This window comes from Klebsiella sp. 141203, from assembly GCF_032601985.1.
GTDB lineage: Bacteria > Pseudomonadota > Gammaproteobacteria > Enterobacterales > Enterobacteriaceae > Klebsiella > Klebsiella aerogenes.
The window spans coordinates 243,161-263,317 of the sequence record NZ_JAQIRL010000002.1 but is presented as its reverse complement, the minus strand read 5'-3'; the positions used below and the strand labels follow the sequence as shown (position 1 = coordinate 263,317).

The 20,157-nt window shown below is 55.5% G+C and carries 15 protein-coding genes and 7 tRNA genes; 17 read left to right on the top strand and 5 right to left on the bottom strand.

The genetic code is table 11. From position 1 onward, the window contains the following. Positions 1 to 7: 7 nt before the first annotated feature. The 5 genes from fur (at position 8) to PGR29_RS08895 (ending at position 5,477) form a co-directional block, all read left to right on the top strand. On the top strand, positions 8 to 460 hold the full coding sequence (gene fur / locus PGR29_RS08915) for a ferric iron uptake transcriptional regulator (RefSeq protein ID WP_015367698.1): 453 nt from the start codon (positions 8 to 10) through the stop codon (positions 458 to 460). Positions 461 to 573: 113 nt separating this feature from the next. Then, the gene (tcuR, locus tag PGR29_RS08910; protein ID WP_316424418.1) at positions 574 to 1,500 is read left to right on the top strand and encodes a tricarballylate utilization LysR family transcriptional regulator TcuR; all 927 of its coding nucleotides are present in this window, start codon (positions 574 to 576) and stop codon (positions 1,498 to 1,500) included. 96 nt (positions 1,501 to 1,596) lie between these two features. Next, positions 1,597 to 3,000: an FAD-dependent tricarballylate dehydrogenase TcuA gene (gene tcuA / locus PGR29_RS08905; RefSeq protein ID WP_316424417.1), complete on the top strand. Its 1,404-nt coding sequence runs from the start codon at positions 1,597 to 1,599 to the stop codon at positions 2,998 to 3,000. Beyond that, complete coding sequence (gene tcuB, locus PGR29_RS08900; RefSeq protein ID WP_113373859.1) at positions 2,987 to 4,126, top strand: tricarballylate utilization 4Fe-4S protein TcuB; 1,140 nt, start codon at positions 2,987 to 2,989, stop codon at positions 4,124 to 4,126. Before tcuA ends, tcuB begins: the two co-directional genes overlap by 14 nt. Before the next feature lie 55 nt (positions 4,127 to 4,181). Next, positions 4,182 to 5,477: an MFS transporter gene (locus tag PGR29_RS08895; RefSeq protein WP_213794485.1), complete on the top strand. Its 1,296-nt coding sequence runs from the start codon at positions 4,182 to 4,184 to the stop codon at positions 5,475 to 5,477. Positions 5,478 to 5,529: 52 nt separating this feature from the next. On the opposite strand, the gene chiQ is transcribed toward PGR29_RS08895, so the two are convergent. The 4 genes from chiQ to nagE all read right to left on the bottom strand — a co-directional run bounded on the left by chiQ (position 5,530) and on the right by nagE (position 11,542). After that, the gene (chiQ, locus tag PGR29_RS08890) at positions 5,530 to 5,862 is read right to left on the bottom strand and encodes a ChiQ/YbfN family lipoprotein (protein WP_015367703.1); all 333 of its coding nucleotides are present in this window, start codon (positions 5,860 to 5,862) and stop codon (positions 5,530 to 5,532) included. Between the two features lie 47 nt (positions 5,863 to 5,909). Continuing rightward, positions 5,910 to 7,310 (bottom strand): chitoporin ChiP, encoded by a 1,401-nt coding sequence (chiP, locus tag PGR29_RS08885; RefSeq protein WP_045392987.1) that lies wholly within the window; start codon positions 7,308 to 7,310, stop codon positions 5,910 to 5,912. A 434-nt stretch (positions 7,311 to 7,744) separates the two neighbouring features. Further along, entirely contained in the window at positions 7,745 to 9,412 is a 1,668-nt protein-coding gene (glnS, locus tag PGR29_RS08875) for a glutamine--tRNA ligase (RefSeq protein WP_045381516.1), read from the bottom strand. 177 nt (positions 9,413 to 9,589) lie between these two features. Then, positions 9,590 to 11,542, bottom strand: a complete 1,953-nt coding sequence (gene nagE, locus PGR29_RS08870; protein WP_113373855.1) for a PTS N-acetyl glucosamine transporter subunit IIABC — start codon at positions 11,540 to 11,542, stop codon at positions 9,590 to 9,592. 314 nt (positions 11,543 to 11,856) lie between these two features. Here nagE and nagB point away from each other — a divergent pair, with 314 nt between their 5' ends. From nagB to PGR29_RS08810, 12 genes are all read left to right on the top strand, one after another. Then, positions 11,857 to 12,657, top strand: coding sequence for a glucosamine-6-phosphate deaminase (nagB, locus tag PGR29_RS08865; protein ID WP_015367707.1), 801 nt, complete (start codon positions 11,857 to 11,859; stop codon positions 12,655 to 12,657). Between the two features lie 102 nt (positions 12,658 to 12,759). Beyond that, positions 12,760 to 13,908, top strand: a complete 1,149-nt coding sequence (nagA, locus tag PGR29_RS08860) for an N-acetylglucosamine-6-phosphate deacetylase (RefSeq protein WP_015367708.1) — start codon at positions 12,760 to 12,762, stop codon at positions 13,906 to 13,908. Positions 13,909 to 13,916: 8 nt separating this feature from the next. Then, entirely contained in the window at positions 13,917 to 15,137 is a 1,221-nt protein-coding gene (gene nagC, locus PGR29_RS08855; protein ID WP_087860229.1) for a DNA-binding transcriptional regulator NagC, read from the top strand. A 45-nt stretch (positions 15,138 to 15,182) separates the two neighbouring features. Further along, a complete protein-coding gene (locus tag PGR29_RS08850) occupies positions 15,183 to 15,935 on the top strand; it encodes an HAD-IIA family hydrolase (RefSeq protein ID WP_045392984.1) in 753 nt (250 codons plus the stop codon). Between the two features lie 279 nt (positions 15,936 to 16,214). After that, positions 16,215 to 17,879, top strand: coding sequence for an asparagine synthase B (gene asnB, locus PGR29_RS08845; RefSeq protein ID WP_015367711.1), 1,665 nt, complete (start codon positions 16,215 to 16,217; stop codon positions 17,877 to 17,879). A 226-nt stretch (positions 17,880 to 18,105) separates the two neighbouring features. Beyond that, positions 18,106 to 18,182 (top strand) — tRNA-Met (locus PGR29_RS08840). 8 nt (positions 18,183 to 18,190) lie between these two features. Next, a tRNA-Leu gene (locus PGR29_RS08835) sits at positions 18,191 to 18,275 on the top strand. 23 nt (positions 18,276 to 18,298) lie between these two features. Next, positions 18,299 to 18,373: transfer RNA gene (locus PGR29_RS08830), tRNA-Gln, on the top strand. A 36-nt stretch (positions 18,374 to 18,409) separates the two neighbouring features. Next, positions 18,410 to 18,484 (top strand) — tRNA-Gln (locus tag PGR29_RS08825). Between the two features lie 23 nt (positions 18,485 to 18,507). After that, positions 18,508 to 18,584 (top strand) — tRNA-Met (locus PGR29_RS08820). A 45-nt stretch (positions 18,585 to 18,629) separates the two neighbouring features. After that, positions 18,630 to 18,704, top strand: a tRNA-Gln gene (locus tag PGR29_RS08815). Between the two features lie 35 nt (positions 18,705 to 18,739). After that, a tRNA-Gln gene (locus PGR29_RS08810) sits at positions 18,740 to 18,814 on the top strand. A 114-nt stretch (positions 18,815 to 18,928) separates the two neighbouring features. Here the strand turns inward: PGR29_RS08810 and ubiF are convergent. Further along, a complete protein-coding gene (gene ubiF / locus PGR29_RS08805) occupies positions 18,929 to 20,104 on the bottom strand; it encodes a 3-demethoxyubiquinol 3-hydroxylase (RefSeq protein ID WP_113373854.1) in 1,176 nt (391 codons plus the stop codon). Between the last annotated feature and the right edge of the window lie 53 nt (positions 20,105 to 20,157).

Here is a 20,157-nt window from a genome sequence, read left to right as displayed (position 1 = left end):
ATTCCGCATGACTGACAACAATATCGCATTAAAGAAGGCTGGCCTGAAAGTCACACTTCCCCGACTGAAAATTCTGGAAGTGTTGCAGGAACCGGATAACCATCACGTCAGTGCGGAAGATTTATATAAACGCCTGATCGATATGGGTGAAGAGATTGGTCTGGCTACCGTTTACCGCGTGCTGAACCAGTTCGACGATGCAGGCATCGTGACTCGTCACAACTTCGAAGGCGGTAAATCCGTATTCGAGCTGACTCAGCAGCACCACCACGATCACCTGATTTGCCTCGACTGCGGCAAAGTGATCGAGTTCAGCGATGATTCGATCGAATCCCGCCAACGTGAAATTGCTGCGCAACACGGCATCCGCTTAACTAACCACAGCCTGTACCTGTACGGCCACTGTGCGGAAGGCGACTGCCGCGAAGATGAACATGCCCACGATGCGGTGAATAAGTAATTTCCCGTCTCGTTTGTCGTAAAAAGCCAACCTGAAGGTTGGCTTTTTTTATGGGCGAAATCCGCCTGAATGCGTATTCTGTCAGAGCCTATCGCCTTGTACGGAGAGTCACTATGGAGCTGCGCCAGCTACGCTATTTTGTCCGCATCGTGGAAACCGGCAGTATGGGCCGCGCCGCGCTCGATCTGAATATTGGCGTCTCTGCGCTCAGCCAGCAAATGGCGCGTCTGGAAAATGAACTCGCTATCCGCCTGCTGCAACGGACTTCGCGTGGCGTAATGCCCACCAGCGCCGGGCTCGCCTTTTACTCACAGGCGCAACTGGCGCTGCGCCATGCTGACGATGCCATTCTCGCCGCGCGTGAAGCGCGCCTTTCCGGTCACGTCAGCGTCGGTATGGCGCCCAGCACCGCTTCTGTACTGGGCGTACCTTTTATCAACGCCATGCGCGAAAGCTACGCCGACGTCCGCCTGCACCTGGTGGAAAGCCTCTCCGGCAATCTGGAACGGATGATCAATACCCGCCAGCTCGATTTAGCCATCGTTTTCCAGAAAGAGAAGATCCTGCGCTGGAGCGCCAGACCCATTCTCGAAGAGCGTCTGTTTCTCATTGGCGCCCATGACGTGCTGGCGCCGCTGCCCGGCGATAGCATCTCCCCGAACCAACTGGCCGCCATCCCGCTGATTATGCCAAGCCAGGGGCATGGCCTGCGCGGCAGGCTGGACGCTATTTGCCAGGAGCACGCCATCAACGTTGACGTGGTAGCTGAAATCGATGGCCTGGCCCTGCTGATGCGGGCCGTCCGTGATGGCCTCGGCGCCACGCTGCAGCCGGGCGCGGCGATTTCTCATCTCGACAGCGAGGCGCTAAGAGTGATCGGCGTCGACAATCCGGTACTAAGCCGACCGAATTTTCTGGTCAGTCTTTCCGATGACGAACTCACCCCGGCAGGCCTTGCGGCACGGGTAATGCTGGCAAAAGTCATGCGCCAGCTAGTTGAATCCGGCAACTGGCCGGGCGCCAGTCTTTACACTTCCTAAACCCCTTTTTAGCTTTACGCCATAGCGCCTGCCGCCCCTGCACCTTACATTTCCATTACAAATTTAACAATTAGTCAAAGCGTAATGGAGCCGATAATGGTGGATGTACTGGTGATTGGCGGCGGCAACGCCGCGTTATGCGCCGCCTTAACCGCCCGGGAAGCAGGCGCATCCGTACTGCTGCTGGAGGCCGCGCCGCGGGAATGGCGGGGCGGTAACTCTCAGCACACGCGTAACCTGCGTTGTATGCACGATGCGCCGCAGGATGTCTTAGTTGACAGCTACCCGGAAGAAGAATACTGGCAGGATCTGCTGCGCGTCACCGGGGGCAACACCAACGAAACGCTGGCCCGGTTGGTGATCCGCACCTCGTCGCAATGTCGGGACTGGATGCGCCGTCATGGCGTTAACTTTCAACCGCCCTTATCCGGCGCCCTGCACGTCGCCCGCACCAACGCCTTTTTTATGGGCGGCGGTAAAGCCCTGGTCAATGCCTATTACCGCAGCGCCGAGCAGATGGGCGTGCAGATCCGCTATAACACGCCGGTGCAGGCGCTTGAATTACGTGATGGCGAATTCGTCGCCGCGCTGGCGGGCACCGAGCGGATCGCCGCGAAAACCTGCGTGCTCGCCGCCGGCGGTTTTGAATCTAACCGCGAGTGGCTGCGCGAAGCCTGGGGGCAAAATGAGCGCGGCGAATGGCCTGCCGACAACTTTCTCATCCGCGGCACCCGTTTTAATCAGGGGGTGCTGCTCAAATTTATGATCGACGCCGGGGCCGATATCATCGGCGATCCTTCGCAGTCGCACTGCGTCGCCATTGACGCCCGGGCGCCGCTCTATGACGGCGGCATCTGTACCCGCGTCGACTGCGTGTCGCTGGGGGTGGTGGTGAACCGCGATGCTGAGCGCTTTTATGATGAAGGGGAGGATTTCTGGCCCAAACGTTACGCCATCTGGGGCCGTCTGGTCGCCCACCAGCCGGGGCAAATCGGCTATTCGATCATCGACAGTAAAGCCGTTGGACAGTTTATGCCGCCCGTTTTTCCGGGAGCCCAGGCCAATACCATCGCGGAACTGGCCCGCCAATTGGGGCTGGATGGCGAACGTTTGTCGCAGACCATCGCCAGCTACAATGCCGCCTGTACGCCAGGCCAGTTCGACCATACCCGTCTTGATAACTGCGCTACCTCCGGCCTTACGCCGCCAAAAACCCACTGGGCGCGGCCTATCGATACGCCGCCTTATTATGGTTATGCCCTGCGTCCAGGGATCACCTTCACCTACCTCGGGCTGTACGTCAATCAACACGCCGCCGTCCACTTTGCCGGCAAGCCGAGCCGCAATCTGTTTGTCGCCGGCGAAATGATGGCCGGCAACGTGCTGGGCAAAGGCTATACCGCCGGCGTAGGCATGTCGATCGGGACCACATTCGGCCGCATTGCCGGTCAGCAAGCCGCCCTGGCGGCACAGCAGGAGAAACATCATGAAGTCGCTTGAAAAGCTGATCATCGAGGCGCAAATCATCACCGAGCCGGAAGCGGAAGTCGAACGGGTGATGCAGGTCTGTAACGCCTGCCGCTATTGCGAAGGCTTTTGCGCCGTATTTCCGGCCATGACCCAGCGTCTGTCCTTTGGCAAGGCGGATATTAACTATCTGGCGAACCTGTGCCACAACTGCGGCGCCTGCCTGCACGCCTGCCAGTATGCCCCGCCGCACGAGTTTGCGATTAATGTTCCCAAAGCGATGGCGGAAGTGCGGCTGGAAACCTATCAACATTACGCCCGGCCCGCCGCTTTCGGCAGTTTATATCGCCGTGCGGGGATCGCCACGGTGCTGGCGCTGGTCGCGGGTCTTGTCCTGTTTCTGCTGCTGGCGATGGGGCTCAAAGGCTCGCTGCTGCACCCGCCGCTGGCCGGCGATTTCTACCAGATTTTCCCACATAACCTGCTGGCGTGGATGTTTGGTTCAGTCTTTATTTTGGCCATCGGTTTACTGATGAGCGGGGTGATTCGTTTCTGGCGCGAGATCTCGCCGGGCCAACCGCAGGCGGCTGATATCGCCAGGGCCTCACATGATGCGCTGACCTTGAAATATCTCGACGGCGGACACGGTAAAGGCTGTAACGAGGCCGATGACGCCTTCACCCTGATGCGCCGCCGTTTTCACCACTTCACATTTTACGGTTTTATGCTCTGTTTCGCCGCCACGGTTGTGGCCACCGGCTATCACTATTTCGCCGGCTGGGAAGCGCCCTACCCGTTCTTTAGCGTACCGGTGCTGCTGGGCACGCTTGGCGGGATCGGGCTACTGGTGGGCCCAGCGGGTTTGCTATGGCTGAACCTGCGCCGCTCGCCGCTGCACGGCGACGCGCGGCAAAAACCGATGGATCGTGGTTTTATCCTGCTATTGCTGCTGACCAGTTTTACCGGGCTCGCGCTCCTGGCGGGCCGGGACACCTCGTGGATGGGCATTCTGCTCGCTATCCATCTCGGGGTGGTGATGGCGCTGTTTTTAACGCTGCCTTACGGAAAATTTGCCCACGGATTTTATCGCTGTGCGGCGTTACTCAAGTGGGCGATTGAGAAGCGGCGCGGAAAACAGGCGGCAGTCGCAGGCGACTAACCCGCTCACTCTTACCTCTATAACAACAAGATAAAGACAATGGAGAGCAAACTCTATGACCCAACCAACCTCGCGCGCCGGTACCTTCGGCGCAATTCTCCGCGTAACCAGCGGTAATTTTCTCGAGCAATTCGACTTCTTTCTGTTTGGTTTCTATGCCACCTATATCGCCAGAACCTTCTTTCCGGCAGAGAGCGAGTTTGCGGCGTTGATGCTCACCTTTGCCGTATTTGGTTCCGGCTTTCTGATGCGCCCCATTGGCGCGGTGGTGCTGGGCGCCTATATCGACAGGATCGGGCGCCGTAAAGGACTGATGGTCACCCTGGCGATTATGGGCTGCGGCACGTTACTGATTGCGCTGGTGCCGGGCTACCAAACCATCGGCATGCTGGCGCCGGTGCTGGTATTAATTGGCCGTTTGCTGCAAGGATTCTCGGCCGGGGTCGAGCTCGGCGGCGTGTCGGTCTATCTGGCGGAAATCGCCAAACCGGGGAAAAAGGGGTTCTATACCAGTTGGCAGTCCGCCAGCCAACAGGTGGCCATCGTCATGGCGGCGCTGATTGGCTACGCACTGAACGAGACGCTGGGTCACGACGAGATTGCAGAATGGGGCTGGCGCATTCCCTTCTTTATCGGCTGCCTGATTATCCCGCTGATTTTCGTGCTACGGCGTTCGCTGCAGGAGACCGAAGCCTTTCTTCAGCGTAAGCATCGTCCCGATACGAAAGAGATACTGACCACAATTGTTAAAAACTGGCGCATCATCAGCGCAGGCACCTTACTGGTAGCGATGACCACCACCACCTTTTATTTTATTACCGTCTATACCCCAACTTACGGCAGAGCGGTACTGCATCTGAGCGCGCGCGACAGCTTGCTGGTGACGATGCTGGTCGGTATCTCTAACTTTATCTGGTTGCCGATTGGCGGGGCGCTGTCAGACAAAATAGGTCGTCGTCCGGTGCTGATGGGAATCACCGTCCTGGCGCTGCTGACCACCTGGCCGGTGATGCAATGGCTCACCGCCGCGCCGGACTTCACCCGCATGACGCTGGTGCTGCTGTGGTTCTCGTTCTTCTTTGGTATGTATAACGGCGCAATGGTGGCGGCGCTAACGGAAGTGATGCCGGTCTACGTTCGCACCGTGGGCTTTTCGCTGGCGTTTAGCCTCGCCACCGCTATCTTCGGCGGTCTGACGCCAGCTATCTCTACCGCGCTGGTGGAAATCACCGGCGATAAGAGCGCGCCGGGCTGGTGGCTGATGTGCGCGGCGCTATGCGGATTCGCCGCCACCGCCATGCTGTTCATGCGTCTGAGCCGCGGCTATCAACCAGCGGAAATACCGCGTTAAAATAGCGACGGGCGGAGTGTGCGCTCCGCCCGTATACGCTTAACTGTCTGCTTTACTTCGTGGTGTTATTACTGCGGATCTCCTGCCAGATTTTATCGCAGCGCGCTTTGACCGCCTGGTCATTACCGGTGCGCGTCGCCTGAATACAGGCCTGATAATCCAGCACTCTGACGCTCTCCTGCGTCGCAAACTGCTGATGCGGTTTCTCTTCCTTCAGGACGTTGAGTACGCTCTGACAGGCTTCAATCTTGTCCGGATTACCTTCTGCCGTGTTGATACAGGCGCTATAGGCATCTTTCAATTTGGAATCTTCTTTCGGCGCTGGCGATGGCGCGCAGGCAACCAGACCCGATGCCATGATGGCGATGAGCAGCAGCTTTTTCATAGTTATTCTCCCAGAGGGGCGGCAGGCTCACGCCCGCCGCGCAGGCATCAGAAAATGGTGAACGGCGCGATAACCATAAACTTCACGTCACGCTCATCCTGGAAGATGTTGCCGTAACCACCGCTCCAGCTTGGGATGTCGGAGTGGTTGTCGTATTGCGTGAAGTGCAGTTTGAACATCGTTCCTTTCGCCCGGCCTTCCTGCAGGGTGTAGATAGCATCCAGGCTGTAGGCGGATTCTTTCAGACGATAGTTAGGATCGTAGTAAGCATCCGGGGATGCCATTCTGCCAGGCTTAGCATCCCAGGCGTAAACATAGGATGCGCCAAACGCCCAGCCCGGCATGTCCCAGTTCTTCATGTCGTACATCGCACCGAAGAACACCGCTTTCTCGCCGTTGGCGTTAAAGTCAGAGCGGTTATCCCACCAGATATCGAGACGACCGTTAGAGGAGGCATAGGTTGGCGTCATACGCTGCAGGAAGTAGCCCTGCTGACCATCGGCTTTCACCCAGGTCCCTTCCAGACGCAGATCCAGCACATCGGCCGCTTTATAGCCGAAAGTGATCGCCTGCAGCCACGCGGTGCCGTCGTAGATATCGTTGACGCCGCCGTTGCTGACTTTATCGCGGGTACCGTAGAACTGATAGCTGGTGCTCAACGGCGAACCCGCGATATCAAATTTGTAGCTGGCTTTAGCAAAGTACTGATCGATATAGCCCTGGGCCTGTCCAAATGCGGCTTCCAGCACCAGATCGTTTTTAAAATCGTACTTCGCGCCAAGAGAGTGAAGATAGTCAACTTTGGTTTTCTTATCGTTCTGGTAGAAATCATCCATCTCGATATGCCACGGCGCCTTATATTCGTTCGTCCACATATAGGAGAAACTCAGCGCGCCGTTATCGCCATAGTCGAAGTTGGCTCCGGCTTCCGCACCCTGATAGGTACCCGGCATAAAGCTCCAGTGCGGCGCCAGCAGCGTTTGTCCGGTCGGCTGGATATAACCCGCGCGCGCCCACGCCGGGCCAAATTTAAATTTTGCTGCCGCTTTATACAGGCTTATCCCGCTCTTATCGCCGGTATAATCTTCGCTGTACGCACGGTTGCTGGAGGAGAAAGCAATTTCGTTCGGATGGCCGCTGTCGCCGTTTTCCGCCATTTCAATCGCGGTGAAGGCAGCAATATCCAGACCAAACATATCGGCGGCATAGCCGGACTGGAAATCCAGGTTGGCGTTCCAGGTAGAATGGGAAAGGTTAGTTTCGTATTTGTCGGTTTCTACGTTTTTACGGTCGCGCTCGCGCTGCCAGTAATAGATACCGCCGGTTAAGGTAGAATCATCGATAAAGCCTGCTGCGCTGGCCTGTGGAGCCACAACCCAACCCGACATCGCGGTGACGGCGGCAATAGCCAGCGCCAGCGTACTACGTTTGCCACTAAACGTACGCATGTGCATATCCTCTTTGACGTTTTAAAATTGCGATTGCCAAAGGCAGCTCGCTAAAAAAATAAAAAAGTACTAAAAGCGGCGCGGTTAAAAGTCCGCGAAACCACTATGGATAGACTATTTTTCGTGACGCGAATTATCAATCTCTTTCGCAGAGCAAAGCTTAAGATTATGACAAAGCGCACATAATTTATGTCGTTTTGTTACAGACTTACTTCTCAGCTTTTTTAACGATAAGTCATGGTTATATCGAAAAAAAATTGAAAATCCGTCAAAGCTGAAACGGTTAAATGTAAATACGCAGGCAGGAAGAGATGGGGAATTATTACTGCGTTTTAATAAGATTAATTCGCATCGAAAAAATATCGATTCTTAATTCACTGATTCTGAAATAAAAAAACGCCGCAGTGCGCGGCGTTTCATGAAGACGGTGAGCATTACTCGCCGATTTTAGCCCAGGTGTCACGCAGGCCAACGGTGCGGTTGAAGACCAGATGGCTCTCGGTGGCGTAGCGGCTGTCGAGGCAGAAGTAACCTTCGCGCTCGAACTGGTATGCTTTACCCGCCTGCGCTTTCGACAGGCTCGGCTCCGCGAAACCTTGCTTGATGACCAGCGATTCCGGGTTCATTACCGCCAGGAAGTCATCCGCCGCGCCCGGGTTCGGCACGCTAAACAGACGGTCATAGAGGCGAATTTCAACCGGCAGCGCGTGCGCCGCGCTCACCCAGTGGATAACGCCTTTAACCTTGCGGCCATCGGCCGGGTCTTTGCTCAGGGTGTCGGCATCGTAAGTACAGAAGATGGTAGTGATATTACCTTCTGCATCTTTCTCAACGCGTTCCGCTTTAATCACGTAGGCGTTGCGCAGACGCACCTCTTTACCCAGCACCAGACGCTTGTACTGTTTGTTGGCTTCTTCGCGGAAGTCCGCGCGATCGATCCAGATCTCAGCGCTGAATGGTACCTCGCGGCTACCCATTTCCGGCTTGTTCGGATGGTTCGGCATCGCCACCATTTCGCTTGCGCCCTGCGGATAGTTTTCGATAACCAGTTTAACCGGATCGATTACCGCCATCGCGCGCGGCGCGTTTTCGTTAAGATCTTCACGAATGCACGACTCCAGCGACGCCATCTCAATGGTGTTGTCCTGCTTGGTCACGCCGATGCGTTTGCAGAACTCGCGGATGGATTCAGCGGTATAACCGCGACGGCGCAGACCGGAAATAGTCGGCATACGCGGGTCATCCCAGCCTTCCACGTGCTTCTCGGTCACCAGCTGATTCAGCTTACGCTTGGACATCACGGTGTATTCGAGATTCAGGCGCGAGAATTCATATTGACGCGGATGCACCGGAATACTGATGTTGTCGAGCACCCAGTCGTACAGACGACGGTTGTCCTGGAACTCCAGGGTACACAGCGAGTGGGTGATACCTTCCAGCGCATCGCTGATGCAGTGGGTGAAGTCGTACATCGGGTAGATGCACCACTTGTTGCCGGTCTGATGGTGTTCCGCAAATTTAATGCGATACAGCACCGGGTCACGCATCACGATGAACGGCGACGCCATGTCGATCTTCGCGCGCAGGCAAGCTTTACCCTCTTCAAAGCCGCCGGTGCGCATTTTTTCGAACAGCGCGAGGTTCTCTTCCACGCTGCGATCGCGGTAAGGGCTGTTTTTACCCGGCTCTTTCAGGGTACCGCGGTATTCGCGGATCTCGTCGGCGGACAGTTCGTCAACGTAGGCCAAACCTTTGTTGATCAGTTCAACCGCATACTGATGCAGCTGATCGAAGTAATCAGAGGAGTAGCAGACATCGCCGGACCAGTGGAAACCTAACCACTGCACGTCGTTTTTAATCGACTCCACGTATTCGATATCTTCTTTCACCGGGTTGGTGTCATCGAAACGCAGATTACATTGACCTTGGTAATCCTGAGCGATGCCGAAGTTCAGGCAAATGGATTTTGCATGGCCAATGTGCAGGTAGCCGTTCGGTTCCGGCGGGAAGCGGGTATGAACGGTGGTGTGCTTACCGGTAGCCAGATCTTCATCGATGATCTGACGGATAAAGTTAGTCGGGCGGGCTTCTGCCTCACTCATCACGGGTTCCTCAAAGCGTAAACAACGTATAACGGCACATGATCTTACAAGCAGGGCGCAGAGACAACTATTAGTTACGCAAAATACGTATCTGTTGTTGGATATGGGGGTATTTGCGGCAAAAAAAAGCGGCGCAGGTTTCGCTGCGCCGCTGAGGCAAAACTCTACTCAGGAGCCTTACTTGCCTTTAATCTCGAACAACGGCGTTTGGCCGGCGACAACGTTACCCGTTGCCTGAATCACCAGCGCGCTGTAATCATCGCTGTTGCTGCAGACGACCGGACTAATCATCGAGCGGGCGTTGGCGTTGAGGAACGCCAGATCCATTTCCAGAATCGGCTCGCCGGCTTTCACCTGTGCGCCCTCTTCAACCAGACGTTTAAAGCCTTTGCCTTCCAGCGCGACGGTATCGATGCCCATATGGACGACGATTTCCGCGCCATTATCGGTTTCCAGGCAGAATGCGTGGTTGGTGTTGAAGATTTTCACCACCGTACCGGCCGCCGGCGCGACAACGATGTTATCGGTCGGTTTCACCGCGACACCGTCACCGACGGCTTTGCTGGCGAAGGCTTCATCCGGCACCTGCTCAAGCGCCACCACTTCGCCGGTAATCGGGGAAACCAGCGCTTCGACGGTTTTAGCGTTTGCAACCGCCTGCGGTTTGGCGGCAGGCGCGGCGGCTGGCGCGCTGTCAGTCGAGACGGCGGTAGCGGCAACCGGACCACGGGCAACCACTTTCTTCATGGCGTCGCCAACGGATTCCGCTTTCGCGCCAACGATGACCTGGATAGTCTGTTTGTTCAGTTTCACCACGCCGGAGGCGCCGAGACGTTTACAGGCGGCATCGTTGACTTTCGCCGAGTCGCCGACGGTCAGACGCAGACGGGTGATACAAGCATCAATGGCTTTCAGGTTATCGGTACCGCCTACGGCTGCGATGTAGTTGGTCGCCAGCTGAGTCAGACCTTCTTCGGTGTTGCTGTTAGCTTCTTCAGTCACGACGTCGTCGGTTTTATCTTCACGACCCGGCGTTTTCAGGTTGAACATGCGGATAACCGCGCTGAACAACAGGAAGTAAACGAAGAAGAACACCACGCCCATCACCAGCAGCATCCAGACGTTTTTGCTGGCTGCCGGCAGGCTGTACATCAACACGTAGTCGATAGCGCCCGCGGAGAAGGAGAAGCCCGCATGGATACCCAGCGCCGTTGCGATGAACAGGCTGATACCGGTCAGGATAGCGTGCAGGAGGTACAGCAATGGCGCCAGGAACATGAACAGGAATTCCAGCGGCTCGGTCACACCGGTCAGGAACGCGGTGATGGCCACGGACAGCAGCATACCGCCGACCATCGGACGACGCTCTTTCGGCGCAGCCATGTACATCGCCAGCGCAGCGCCCGGCAGACCAAACATCATGATCGGGAAGAAGCCGGACATGAACATCCCCGCGGTACCGTCACCGGCATAGAAGCGGTTGATGTCGCCGTGGAAGACCGCGCCCGCGGCGTTGGTGAACTCGCCAATCTGGAACCAGGCGATGGTGTTCAGCACCTGATGCAGACCGGTTGGGATCAGCAGACGGTTGATGAAACCGAAGATACCGGAACCCAGCGCGCCCGCAGACACGATCCATTCACCGCCCGCATGAATAGCGTGCTGCACCGGCGGCCAGACATAGCCGAAGATGGCAGCCAGCACCAGACAGAAGAAGCCGGTAGCGATAGGTACGAAGCGTTTACCGCCGAAGAAGCTCAGGAAGTCTGGCAGTTTAATGCCGGCCCAACGGTTATAAACAGCACCCGCGACCAGACCGGTAATGATACCCGCCAGCACGCCCATGTTAATTTCCGGGTTAATGGTGACCATCGCTTTGGTCATCACGAAATAACCTACCGCGCCGGCCAGCGCCGCAGAACCCGCGTTATCTTTGGACCAACTTGATGCCACGCCGATGGCGAAGATCAACGCTAAGTTGTCAAAGATTGCCCCACCCGCTTGCGCGATGAAGGGTACGTTCAGCAGATCTGGTTGCCCGAATCGCAGCAGCAAGGCCGCGACCGGCAGCACTGCGATAGGGAGCTGTAACGCCCTACCCAGCCGCTGAAAGAAACCTAAAATATTCATCTTATTCCCCCTATGAGACCCCGATGAGGCTCATTTCAAAGCCACTTTTTTATTGTGTAACAAGGTCGGATTTATCACTTACCGGCAAAGTGTGTGAAAAATTAATTCGTATCGCAAATTAAACGGGTATTTTTTGTGACTATAATCACCAAATATCGTATTCCCCCCTCCCTTTGACTGGCTAACATCGAAAACTTATTTTATCATTCAAAAAATCAACACGGATTGACCCCGGTCGGCGCAGTTGCTGCAATACTCTTCATAGTATGCTGGCGCCAATCCGCCAGGTTCTAATTTAACTATAGAGGTGAAGAATGAGACTGATCCCCCTGGTAACAGCTGAACAAGTAGGTAAATGGGCTGCCCGTCATATCGTTAACCGCATTAACGCGTTCAAACCGACCGCGGACCGTCCGTTCGTACTGGGTCTGCCTACCGGTGGTACGCCTCTTACCGCTTACAAAGCGCTGGTTGAAATGCATAAAGCAGGCCAGGTTAGCTTCAAGCACGTTGTTACCTTCAACATGGATGAGTATGTCGGCCTGCCGAAAGAGCATCCAGAAAGCTATCATAGCTTCATGCACCGCAATTTCTTTGACCATGTTGATATTCCAGCTGAAAATATCAACCTGCTGAATGGTAATGCGCCGGATATCGATGCAGAATGCCGTCGTTATGAAGAAAAAATCCGCTCCTACGGTAAAATCCACCTGTTTATGGGCGGTGTAGGTAACGATGGTCATATCGCGTTTAACGAACCGGCCTCTTCTCTGGCGTCCCGTACCCGTATTAAAACCCTGACCCATGACACCCGCGTGGCCAACTCCCGCTTCTTCGACGGCGATGTGGATCTGGTGCCGAAATATGCGCTGACCGTGGGCGTGGGTACTCTGCTGGATGCGGAAGAAGTGATGATTCTGGTGCTGGGCCATCAGAAAGCGCTGGCGCTGCAGGCGGCGGTCGAAGGTAACGTCAACCACATGTGGACCATCACCTGTCTGCAGCTGCATCCGAAAGCGGTTGTGGTCTGCGACGAGCCGTCCACGATGGAACTGAAAGTGAAGACTCTGAAATATTTCAACGAATTAGAAGCTGAAAATATTAAAGGTCTGTAATGTAGTCCGTCCCGCGCCCTGGCGTGGGACCATCTTTTTCTTTGTATGCCACACCAGAACAATGCGAGTTGAGCTGGTGGGGCGTATATACCGGGGGTCGTAATGTATGCATTAACCCAGGGCCGGGTTTACACCGGTCATGAAATTCTCGATGACCATGCGGTTGTTATCGCCAATGGCCGTATCGAACGTCTCTGTCCGCTGGCTGATTTGCCGTCTGAAATTGAGCAACGCTCGGTCAACGGCGCGATTATTGCCCCCGGTTTCATCGACGTCCAGCTGAACGGCTGCGGCGGCGTGCAGTTCAACGATAGTCCGGATGCGGTCACCGTCGAAACGCTGGAAATTATGCAGAAAGCGAATGAACGTTCCGGCTGCACCAACTTCCTGCCGACGCTGATTACCTCCAGCGATGACCTGATGAAGCAAGGCATTCGCGTGATGCGCGAATACCTGCAAAAACACCCGAACCAGGCGCTGGGTCTGCATCTGGAAGGGCCGTGGTTGAATATCGTTAAAAAAGGCACTCACAACCCGGACTACGTGCGTAAACCGGACGCCGCGCTGGTCGACTTCCTGTGCGACAACGCCGACGTTATCACCAAAGTGACGCTGGCCCCTGAACGCGTCGAACCGGAAGTGATCCGTAAACTGGTTGCCGCCGGCATCGTCGTTTCAGCAGGCCACTCTAATGCTACGCTGAAAGAGGCGAAAATCGGTTTCCGCGCCGGTATCACTTTTGCGACGCACCTTTATAATGCCATGCCATATATTACCGGTCGCGAACCAGGCCTGGCCGGCGCCATTTTCGACGAGCCGGATGTCTACTGCGGTATCATCGTCGACGGTATGCACGTCGATTATGCCAACGTGCGTAACGCTAAACGCCTGAAAGGCGATAAACTGTGCCTGGTGACTGACGCCACCGCGCCGGCAGGAGCTAATATTGACCAGTTCATTTTTGCTGGTAAAACAATATACTACCGCAATGGTCTGTGCGTGGATGAAAACGGCACCCTCAGCGGCTCTTCGCTGACCATGATTGAAGGGGTACGTAACCTCGTTGAACATTGCGGCGTGGCGCTGGACGAAGTGTTGCGTATGGCGACGCTCTACCCGGCGCGCGCGATTGGCGTGGACAAGCAGCTCGGCAGCATTGCGCCGGGTATGGTCGCTAACCTGACCGCTTTCAGCCGCGATTATAAAATCATCAAGACCATCGTTAATGGTAACGAGGTCGTCACTGAGTAAGTAAAAGTATGACAGCAGGCGGACAAGCTCAAATTGGTAACGTCGATCTGGTAAAACAGCTGAACAGCGCGGCCGTCTATCGGCTGATTGACCAACATGGTCCCATCTCGCGCATTCAGATAGCGGAACAAAGTCAGCTTGCCCCTGCCAGCGTAACCAAAATTACGCGTCAGCTTATTGAGCGCGGCCTGATCAAAGAAGTCGATCAGCAGGCCTCCACCGGGGGGCGCCGCGCCATCTCTATCATTGCGGAGACCCGCAATTTCAACGCCATCGGCGTGCGGCTTGGCCGCTATGACGCCACCCTGACCCTCTATGATTTAAGCAGTAAGACGCTGGAAGAAGAGCATTTCCCGCTGCCGGAGCGTACCCAGGAAACCCTCGAGCACGCGCTGCTGAATATCATCGCCACCTTTATTGAAAATTGTCAGCGCAAAATCCGCGAGCTTATCGCCATTTCGGTCATTTTGCCGGGGCTGGTCGATCCGGAAAGCGGCGTTATCCGCTATATGCCGCATATTCAGGTCGAGAACTGGGGGCTGGTCGGCGCGTTGGAAAAACGCTTTAGCGTCACCTGTTTTGTCGGCCACGATATCCGCAGTCTGGCATTGGCCGAGCACTATTTTGGCGCAAGCCAGGATTGCGAAGACTCCATCCTGGTGCGTGTACACCGCGGTACCGGCGCGGGCATTATTTCCAACGGGCGTATTTTTATCGGCCGTAACGGTAACGTCGGTGAAATTGGCCATATCCAGGTTGACCCATTAGGCGAGCGCTGTCACTGCGGCAACTTCGGCTGTCTGGAAACCGTCGCCGCGAACGCCGCCATTGAGCACCGCGTCCGTCATCTGCTTGAGCAGGGCTATCAAAGCCGTATCACGCTTGATGACTGTAATATCAAAACCATCTGCAAAGCGGCAAATAAAGGCGATGCGCTGGCCTGTGAAGTGATCGAATACGTTGGTCGTCATCTGGGTAAAACCATCGCCATCGCCATCAATCTGTTTAACCCACAAAAAGTGGTGATTGCCGGCGAAATCGTCGAGGCGGAAAAGGTGCTGCTGCCGGCCATTGAAGGTTGTATCAACGGCCAGGCGCTGAAAGCGTTTCGTAAAAACCTGCCCGTGGTACGTTCGACGCTCGATCACCGCTCGGCCATCGGCGCCTTCGCGCTGGTCAAGCGCGCGATGCTCAACGGCATCCTGCTACAGCATTTGCTGGAAAGCTAATCCAGCTTTATAGTTTCGCCTTTCGTTAATGATGTTGGACTGTCCATGACCATTCAAAACGTAATTTGTGATATCGACGGCGTGCTGATGCACGATAACGTGGCTGTTCCCGGCGCCGCTGAATTTATCAAACGCATCCTGGATAAAGGCATGCCGCTGGTGATGCTGACCAACTATCCTTCGCAAACCGGCCAGGACCTGGCCAACCGTTTCGCCACCGCCGGTATCGAAGTGCCGGATACCGCGTTCTACACCTCCGCCATGGCCACCGCCGATTTCCTGCGTCGCCAGGAAGGTAAAAAAGCCTATGTGGTTGGCGAAGGCGCGCTCATCCACGAACTGTATAAGGCCGGCTTCACCATCACCGACGTTAACCCTGATTTCGTCATCGTTGGCGAGACTCGCTCCTTTAACTGGGAAATGATGCATAAAGCGGCTTTCTTTGTCGCCAACGGCGCGCGTTTCATCGCCACCAACCCGGATACTCACGGCCGTGGCTACTACCCTGCTTGCGGCGCACTCTGTGCGGGAATCGAAAAAATCTCCGGCCGTAAACCGTTTTATGTCGGTAAGCCGAGCCCGTGGATTATTCGTTCTGCGCTGAACAAAATGCAGGCCCACTCCGAGCAAACGGTGATCGTCGGCGATAACCTGCGTACCGATATCCTCGCCGGTTTCCAGGCGGGCCTTGAGACCATTCTGGTGCTCTCCGGAGTCTCCACGCTGGACGATATCGACAGCATGCCGTTCCGCCCGTCGTGGATTTATCCGTCGGTCGCCGAAATCGACGTTTTTTGAGCCGAAACCACGTCCCAGGACGTGGTTTTTTATTTTTGGCGCCTCCAAAAATAGATTCATCTAATGAAAATGGCTTATCACTAAACAATCATCAATAAAGCCGAGCTAAACATACTCATTTTTCAACATCCGGCAATCAGCATTGCACTTTTTACTTTTCAGCCGGTAAATCTCTTGCGCCCCACTCTCCTTTACGGCATTTTCTTTAACACACACTAAGACCTTGCAAGAGACGAGGTCTGCATAACATCACTACAAGACAGGGTAACGGAGAAGGCTATGTGTTCTATTTTTGGCGTACTGGATATCAAAACTGACGCAGGCGAACTGCGTAAAAAGGCACTGGAACTTTCCCGCCTGATGCGCCACCGCGGACCGGACTGGTCCGGCGTTTATGCCAGCGATAAAGCGATTCTCGCCCACGAACGTCTGTCGATCGTCGACGTCAACGCCGGGGCCCAGCCGCTCTATAACCAACAAAAAACCCATGCGCTGGCGGTCAACGGTGAAATTTACAACCACCAGGCGCTGCGCGCCGAATATGGCGATCGCTACCAGTTCCAGACCGGTTCCGACTGCGAAGTGATCCTCGCGCTGTACCAGGAAAAAGGGCCTGAGTTCCTCGATGAACTGCAGGGGATGTTTGCCTTCGCGCTGTATGACAGCGAGAAAGACGCTTACCTGATTGGCCGCGACCATATCGGTATTATCCCGCTGTATATGGGCCACGACGAGCACGGCAACTTCTACGTCGCCTCTGAAATGAAAGCGCTGGTGCCGGTCTGCCGCACCATTAAAGAGTTCCCTGCAGGTAGCTACCTGTGGAGCCAGGATGGCGAAATTCGTCAGTACTACCAGCGCGACTGGTTCGACTACGACGCGGTAAAAGACAACGTTACGGATAAAAATGAACTGCGTCAGGCGCTGGAAGAGTCGGTGAAGAGCCACCTGATGTCCGACGTACCTTACGGCGTGCTGCTCTCCGGCGGCCTGGACTCTTCGGTGATTTCGGCCATTACCAAAAAATACGCCGCCCGCCGCGTTGAAGATCAGGAGCGTAGCGAAGCCTGGTGGCCGCAGCTGCACTCATTCGCGGTCGGCCTCGAAGGCTCCCCTGACCTGAAAGCGGCGCAAGAAGTCGCGAACCACCTCGGCACCGTGCATCACGAAATTCACTTTACGGTGCAGGAAGGGCTGGATGCGATCCGCGACGTTATCTATCACATCGAAACGTATGACGTGACCACCATTCGCGCCTCGACGCCGATGTACCTGATGTCGCGTAAAATTAAAGCCATGGGCATTAAAATGGTGCTCTCTGGCGAAGGTTCCGATGAAGTATTCGGCGGGTATCTCTATTTCCACAAAGCGCCGAACGCCAAAGAACTGCATGAAGAAACGGTGCGTAAACTGCAGGCGCTGCACATGTTTGACTGCGCTCGCGCTAACAAAGCGATGTCCGCCTGGGGGGTAGAGGCCCGCGTACCGTTCCTCGATAAGAAATTCCTCGATGTGGCGATGCGCATCAACCCGCAGGATAAAATGTGCGGCAACGGCAAAATGGAAAAACATATTTTGCGTGAATGCTTTGAGTCCTATCTGCCAGCCAGCGTCGCCTGGCGCCAGAAAGAGCAGTTCTCCGACGGCGTGGGCTATAGCTGGATTGATACGCTGAAAGAAGTGGCGGCAAAACAAATTAGCGACCAGCAGCTGGAGACGGCAAGCTTCCGCTTCCCGTACAACACGCCGACCTCTAAAGAAGGCTACCTGTACCGCGAAATCTTCGAAGAGCTGTTCCCGCTGCCCAGCGCGGCGGAATGCGTCCCCGGCGGCCCGTCCGTCGCCTGCTCTTCAGCGAAAGCCATCGAGTGGGATGAAGCGTTCAAAACCATGAACGATCCATCAGGACGCGCGGTCGGCGTCCACCAGTCAGCTTATAAATAAGCCATTCTGGCGAACAACGGACCCTACGGGGTCCGTTTTTTTTATGCCAAAATTGGCAAATAAAAACGATAAATAATCAATTCTTGCCGATTATTGCAGCATGCTGTTCGCAACCTAACCAAACAGTCACATTACGACGATTTTCCTTGAAAAAGTGGTTGACGCTCGCAGGCCCAATACGCATAATGCGCCCCGCAACGCCGATAAGGTAACGCGAAAAAAAGATGGCTACGTAGCTCAGCTGGTTAGAGCACATCACTCATAATGATGGGGTCACAGGTTCGAATCCCGTCGTAGCCACCATCTTTTTTGCGGGAGTGGCGAAATTGGTAGACGCACCAGATTTAGGTTCTGGCGCCGCAAGGTGTGCGAGTTCAAGTCTCGCCTCCCGCACCATTCACCAAAAAGCGTTGCACGGATGGGGTATCGCCAAGCGGTAAGGCACCGGTTTTTGATACCGGCATTCCCTGGTTCGAATCCAGGTACCCCAGCCATATTTCTTCGATATTTGCGGTTAGCCGCGACGGTATTGGGGTATCGCCAAGCGGTAAGGCACCGGTTTTTGATACCGGCATTCCCTGGTTCGAATCCAGGTACCCCAGCCATCGAAGAAACAGCATGACAATTTGGCTACGTAGCTCAGCTGGTTAGAGCACATCACTCATAATGATGGGGTCACAGGTTCGAATCCCGTCGTAGCCACCATATTCAGGACTATCGGTTAACATCGGTAAATCCGTAAAAATTTGTTGGGGTATCGCCAAGCGGTAAGGCACCGGATTCTGATTCCGGCATTCCGAGGTTCGAATCCTCGTACCCCAGCCAAATTCTAAAGACGTTCCTCTGTGAACGCAGCCTGTTGGGGTATCGCCAAGCGGTAAGGCACCGGATTCTGATTCCGGCATTCCGAGGTTCGAATCCTCGTACCCCAGCCACTTATTCACAAAAAAGCTCACTTCGGTGAGCTTTTTTGCTTTCTGCGGATAGTCACATTGCCGATGTAGGTACTGCAAAACCTCAGTCTGCAGCCCCCATCGGCAAAAGCCCCTTTACAACCCTAATGCATACTTCAATGCCTGGCGCTTTAATACTCCAGCACGTTCGGCTGCCATCAAGCCAATATTACGCAACACGCGTACCGGCGCTAAATCGTTGCTGAAGCCCGCATAGAACAGATCCATGCCGGATTGCATAATAAAGTTATCCGCCCGACGCCGCGCCTGATAGCGCTTCAGCACCGGCAAGCTGGACCAGGCTTCCCCGCGCCCGCGGGCTTCCGCCAAAATATCCAGCAGCGCGTCAACGTCGCGATAGCCAAGGTTAACCCCCTGCCCCGCCAGCGGATGAATGGTATGCGCCGCGTCCCCCACCAGCGCCAGTCCCGGTTGCACGTACTGCAATGCATGACGGCGGGTTAACGGGAAGGCGCCGGCGCTCATCGGCGTCACGCCGCCCAGACGTTTTGGAAAATGCGCGCTGATTTCCTGCTGCAGTTGGGACATCGACATCCCCTGCAGCTGGCGGATGCGCGCCGGGGTGTCGTACCACACCAGCGACGCCCAGTTATCGAATAGCGGCAGGAAGGCGCGTGGCCCGCTGGGGGTAAACTGTTGCCAGGTGCTATCACCGGGATCGTCGGCGCACTGCACGCTAATTAGCATACAGGATTGTTGATATTGCCACGCCTGAACGCCGATGCCGGCCAATTCGCGCACCTGAGAATTCGCGCCGTCTGCGCCGATCGCCAGTTGCGCCGTGCAAACGCTCTCATCGCTCAGGCGCAACGAAACGCCCTGCGGCTCACGATTAAGCTCGCTTAACGTCACGCCAACCCGCAAGGTCACCTGCGGATGGGCTTCGAGCGCCTGCCACAGCGCCAGCTGTAGCACGTTATTTTCCACCATATAGCCAAGCTCAGGCAGCTTCAGTTCGGCGGCATTAAAGTCAACGTGCGCGCTTTCCCACTCCCAGGTTTCAAGACGACGATAAGCATGCGCGCGCATAGCGCGCACCGCCTCCCAGACGCCGAGGCTTTTGAGCAAGCCGACCGACGACGCGCTGATCGCCGAAATACGCACATCCGGCGCCGCAGCGGCATCAAAGGCCGGAGGCGCGTGTTTTTCTATCACCGTCACCGAAAACCCGTGTTGCGCCAGCCCCAGCGCCAGCGCGCCGCCGACCATTCCGCCGCCGACAATGGCGATATCTGTTGCATGAATTGTCATGGCAATTATCCTTAAAGCTGATTTCCTTAAGTTTACCGGATTTTTTGCGCCTT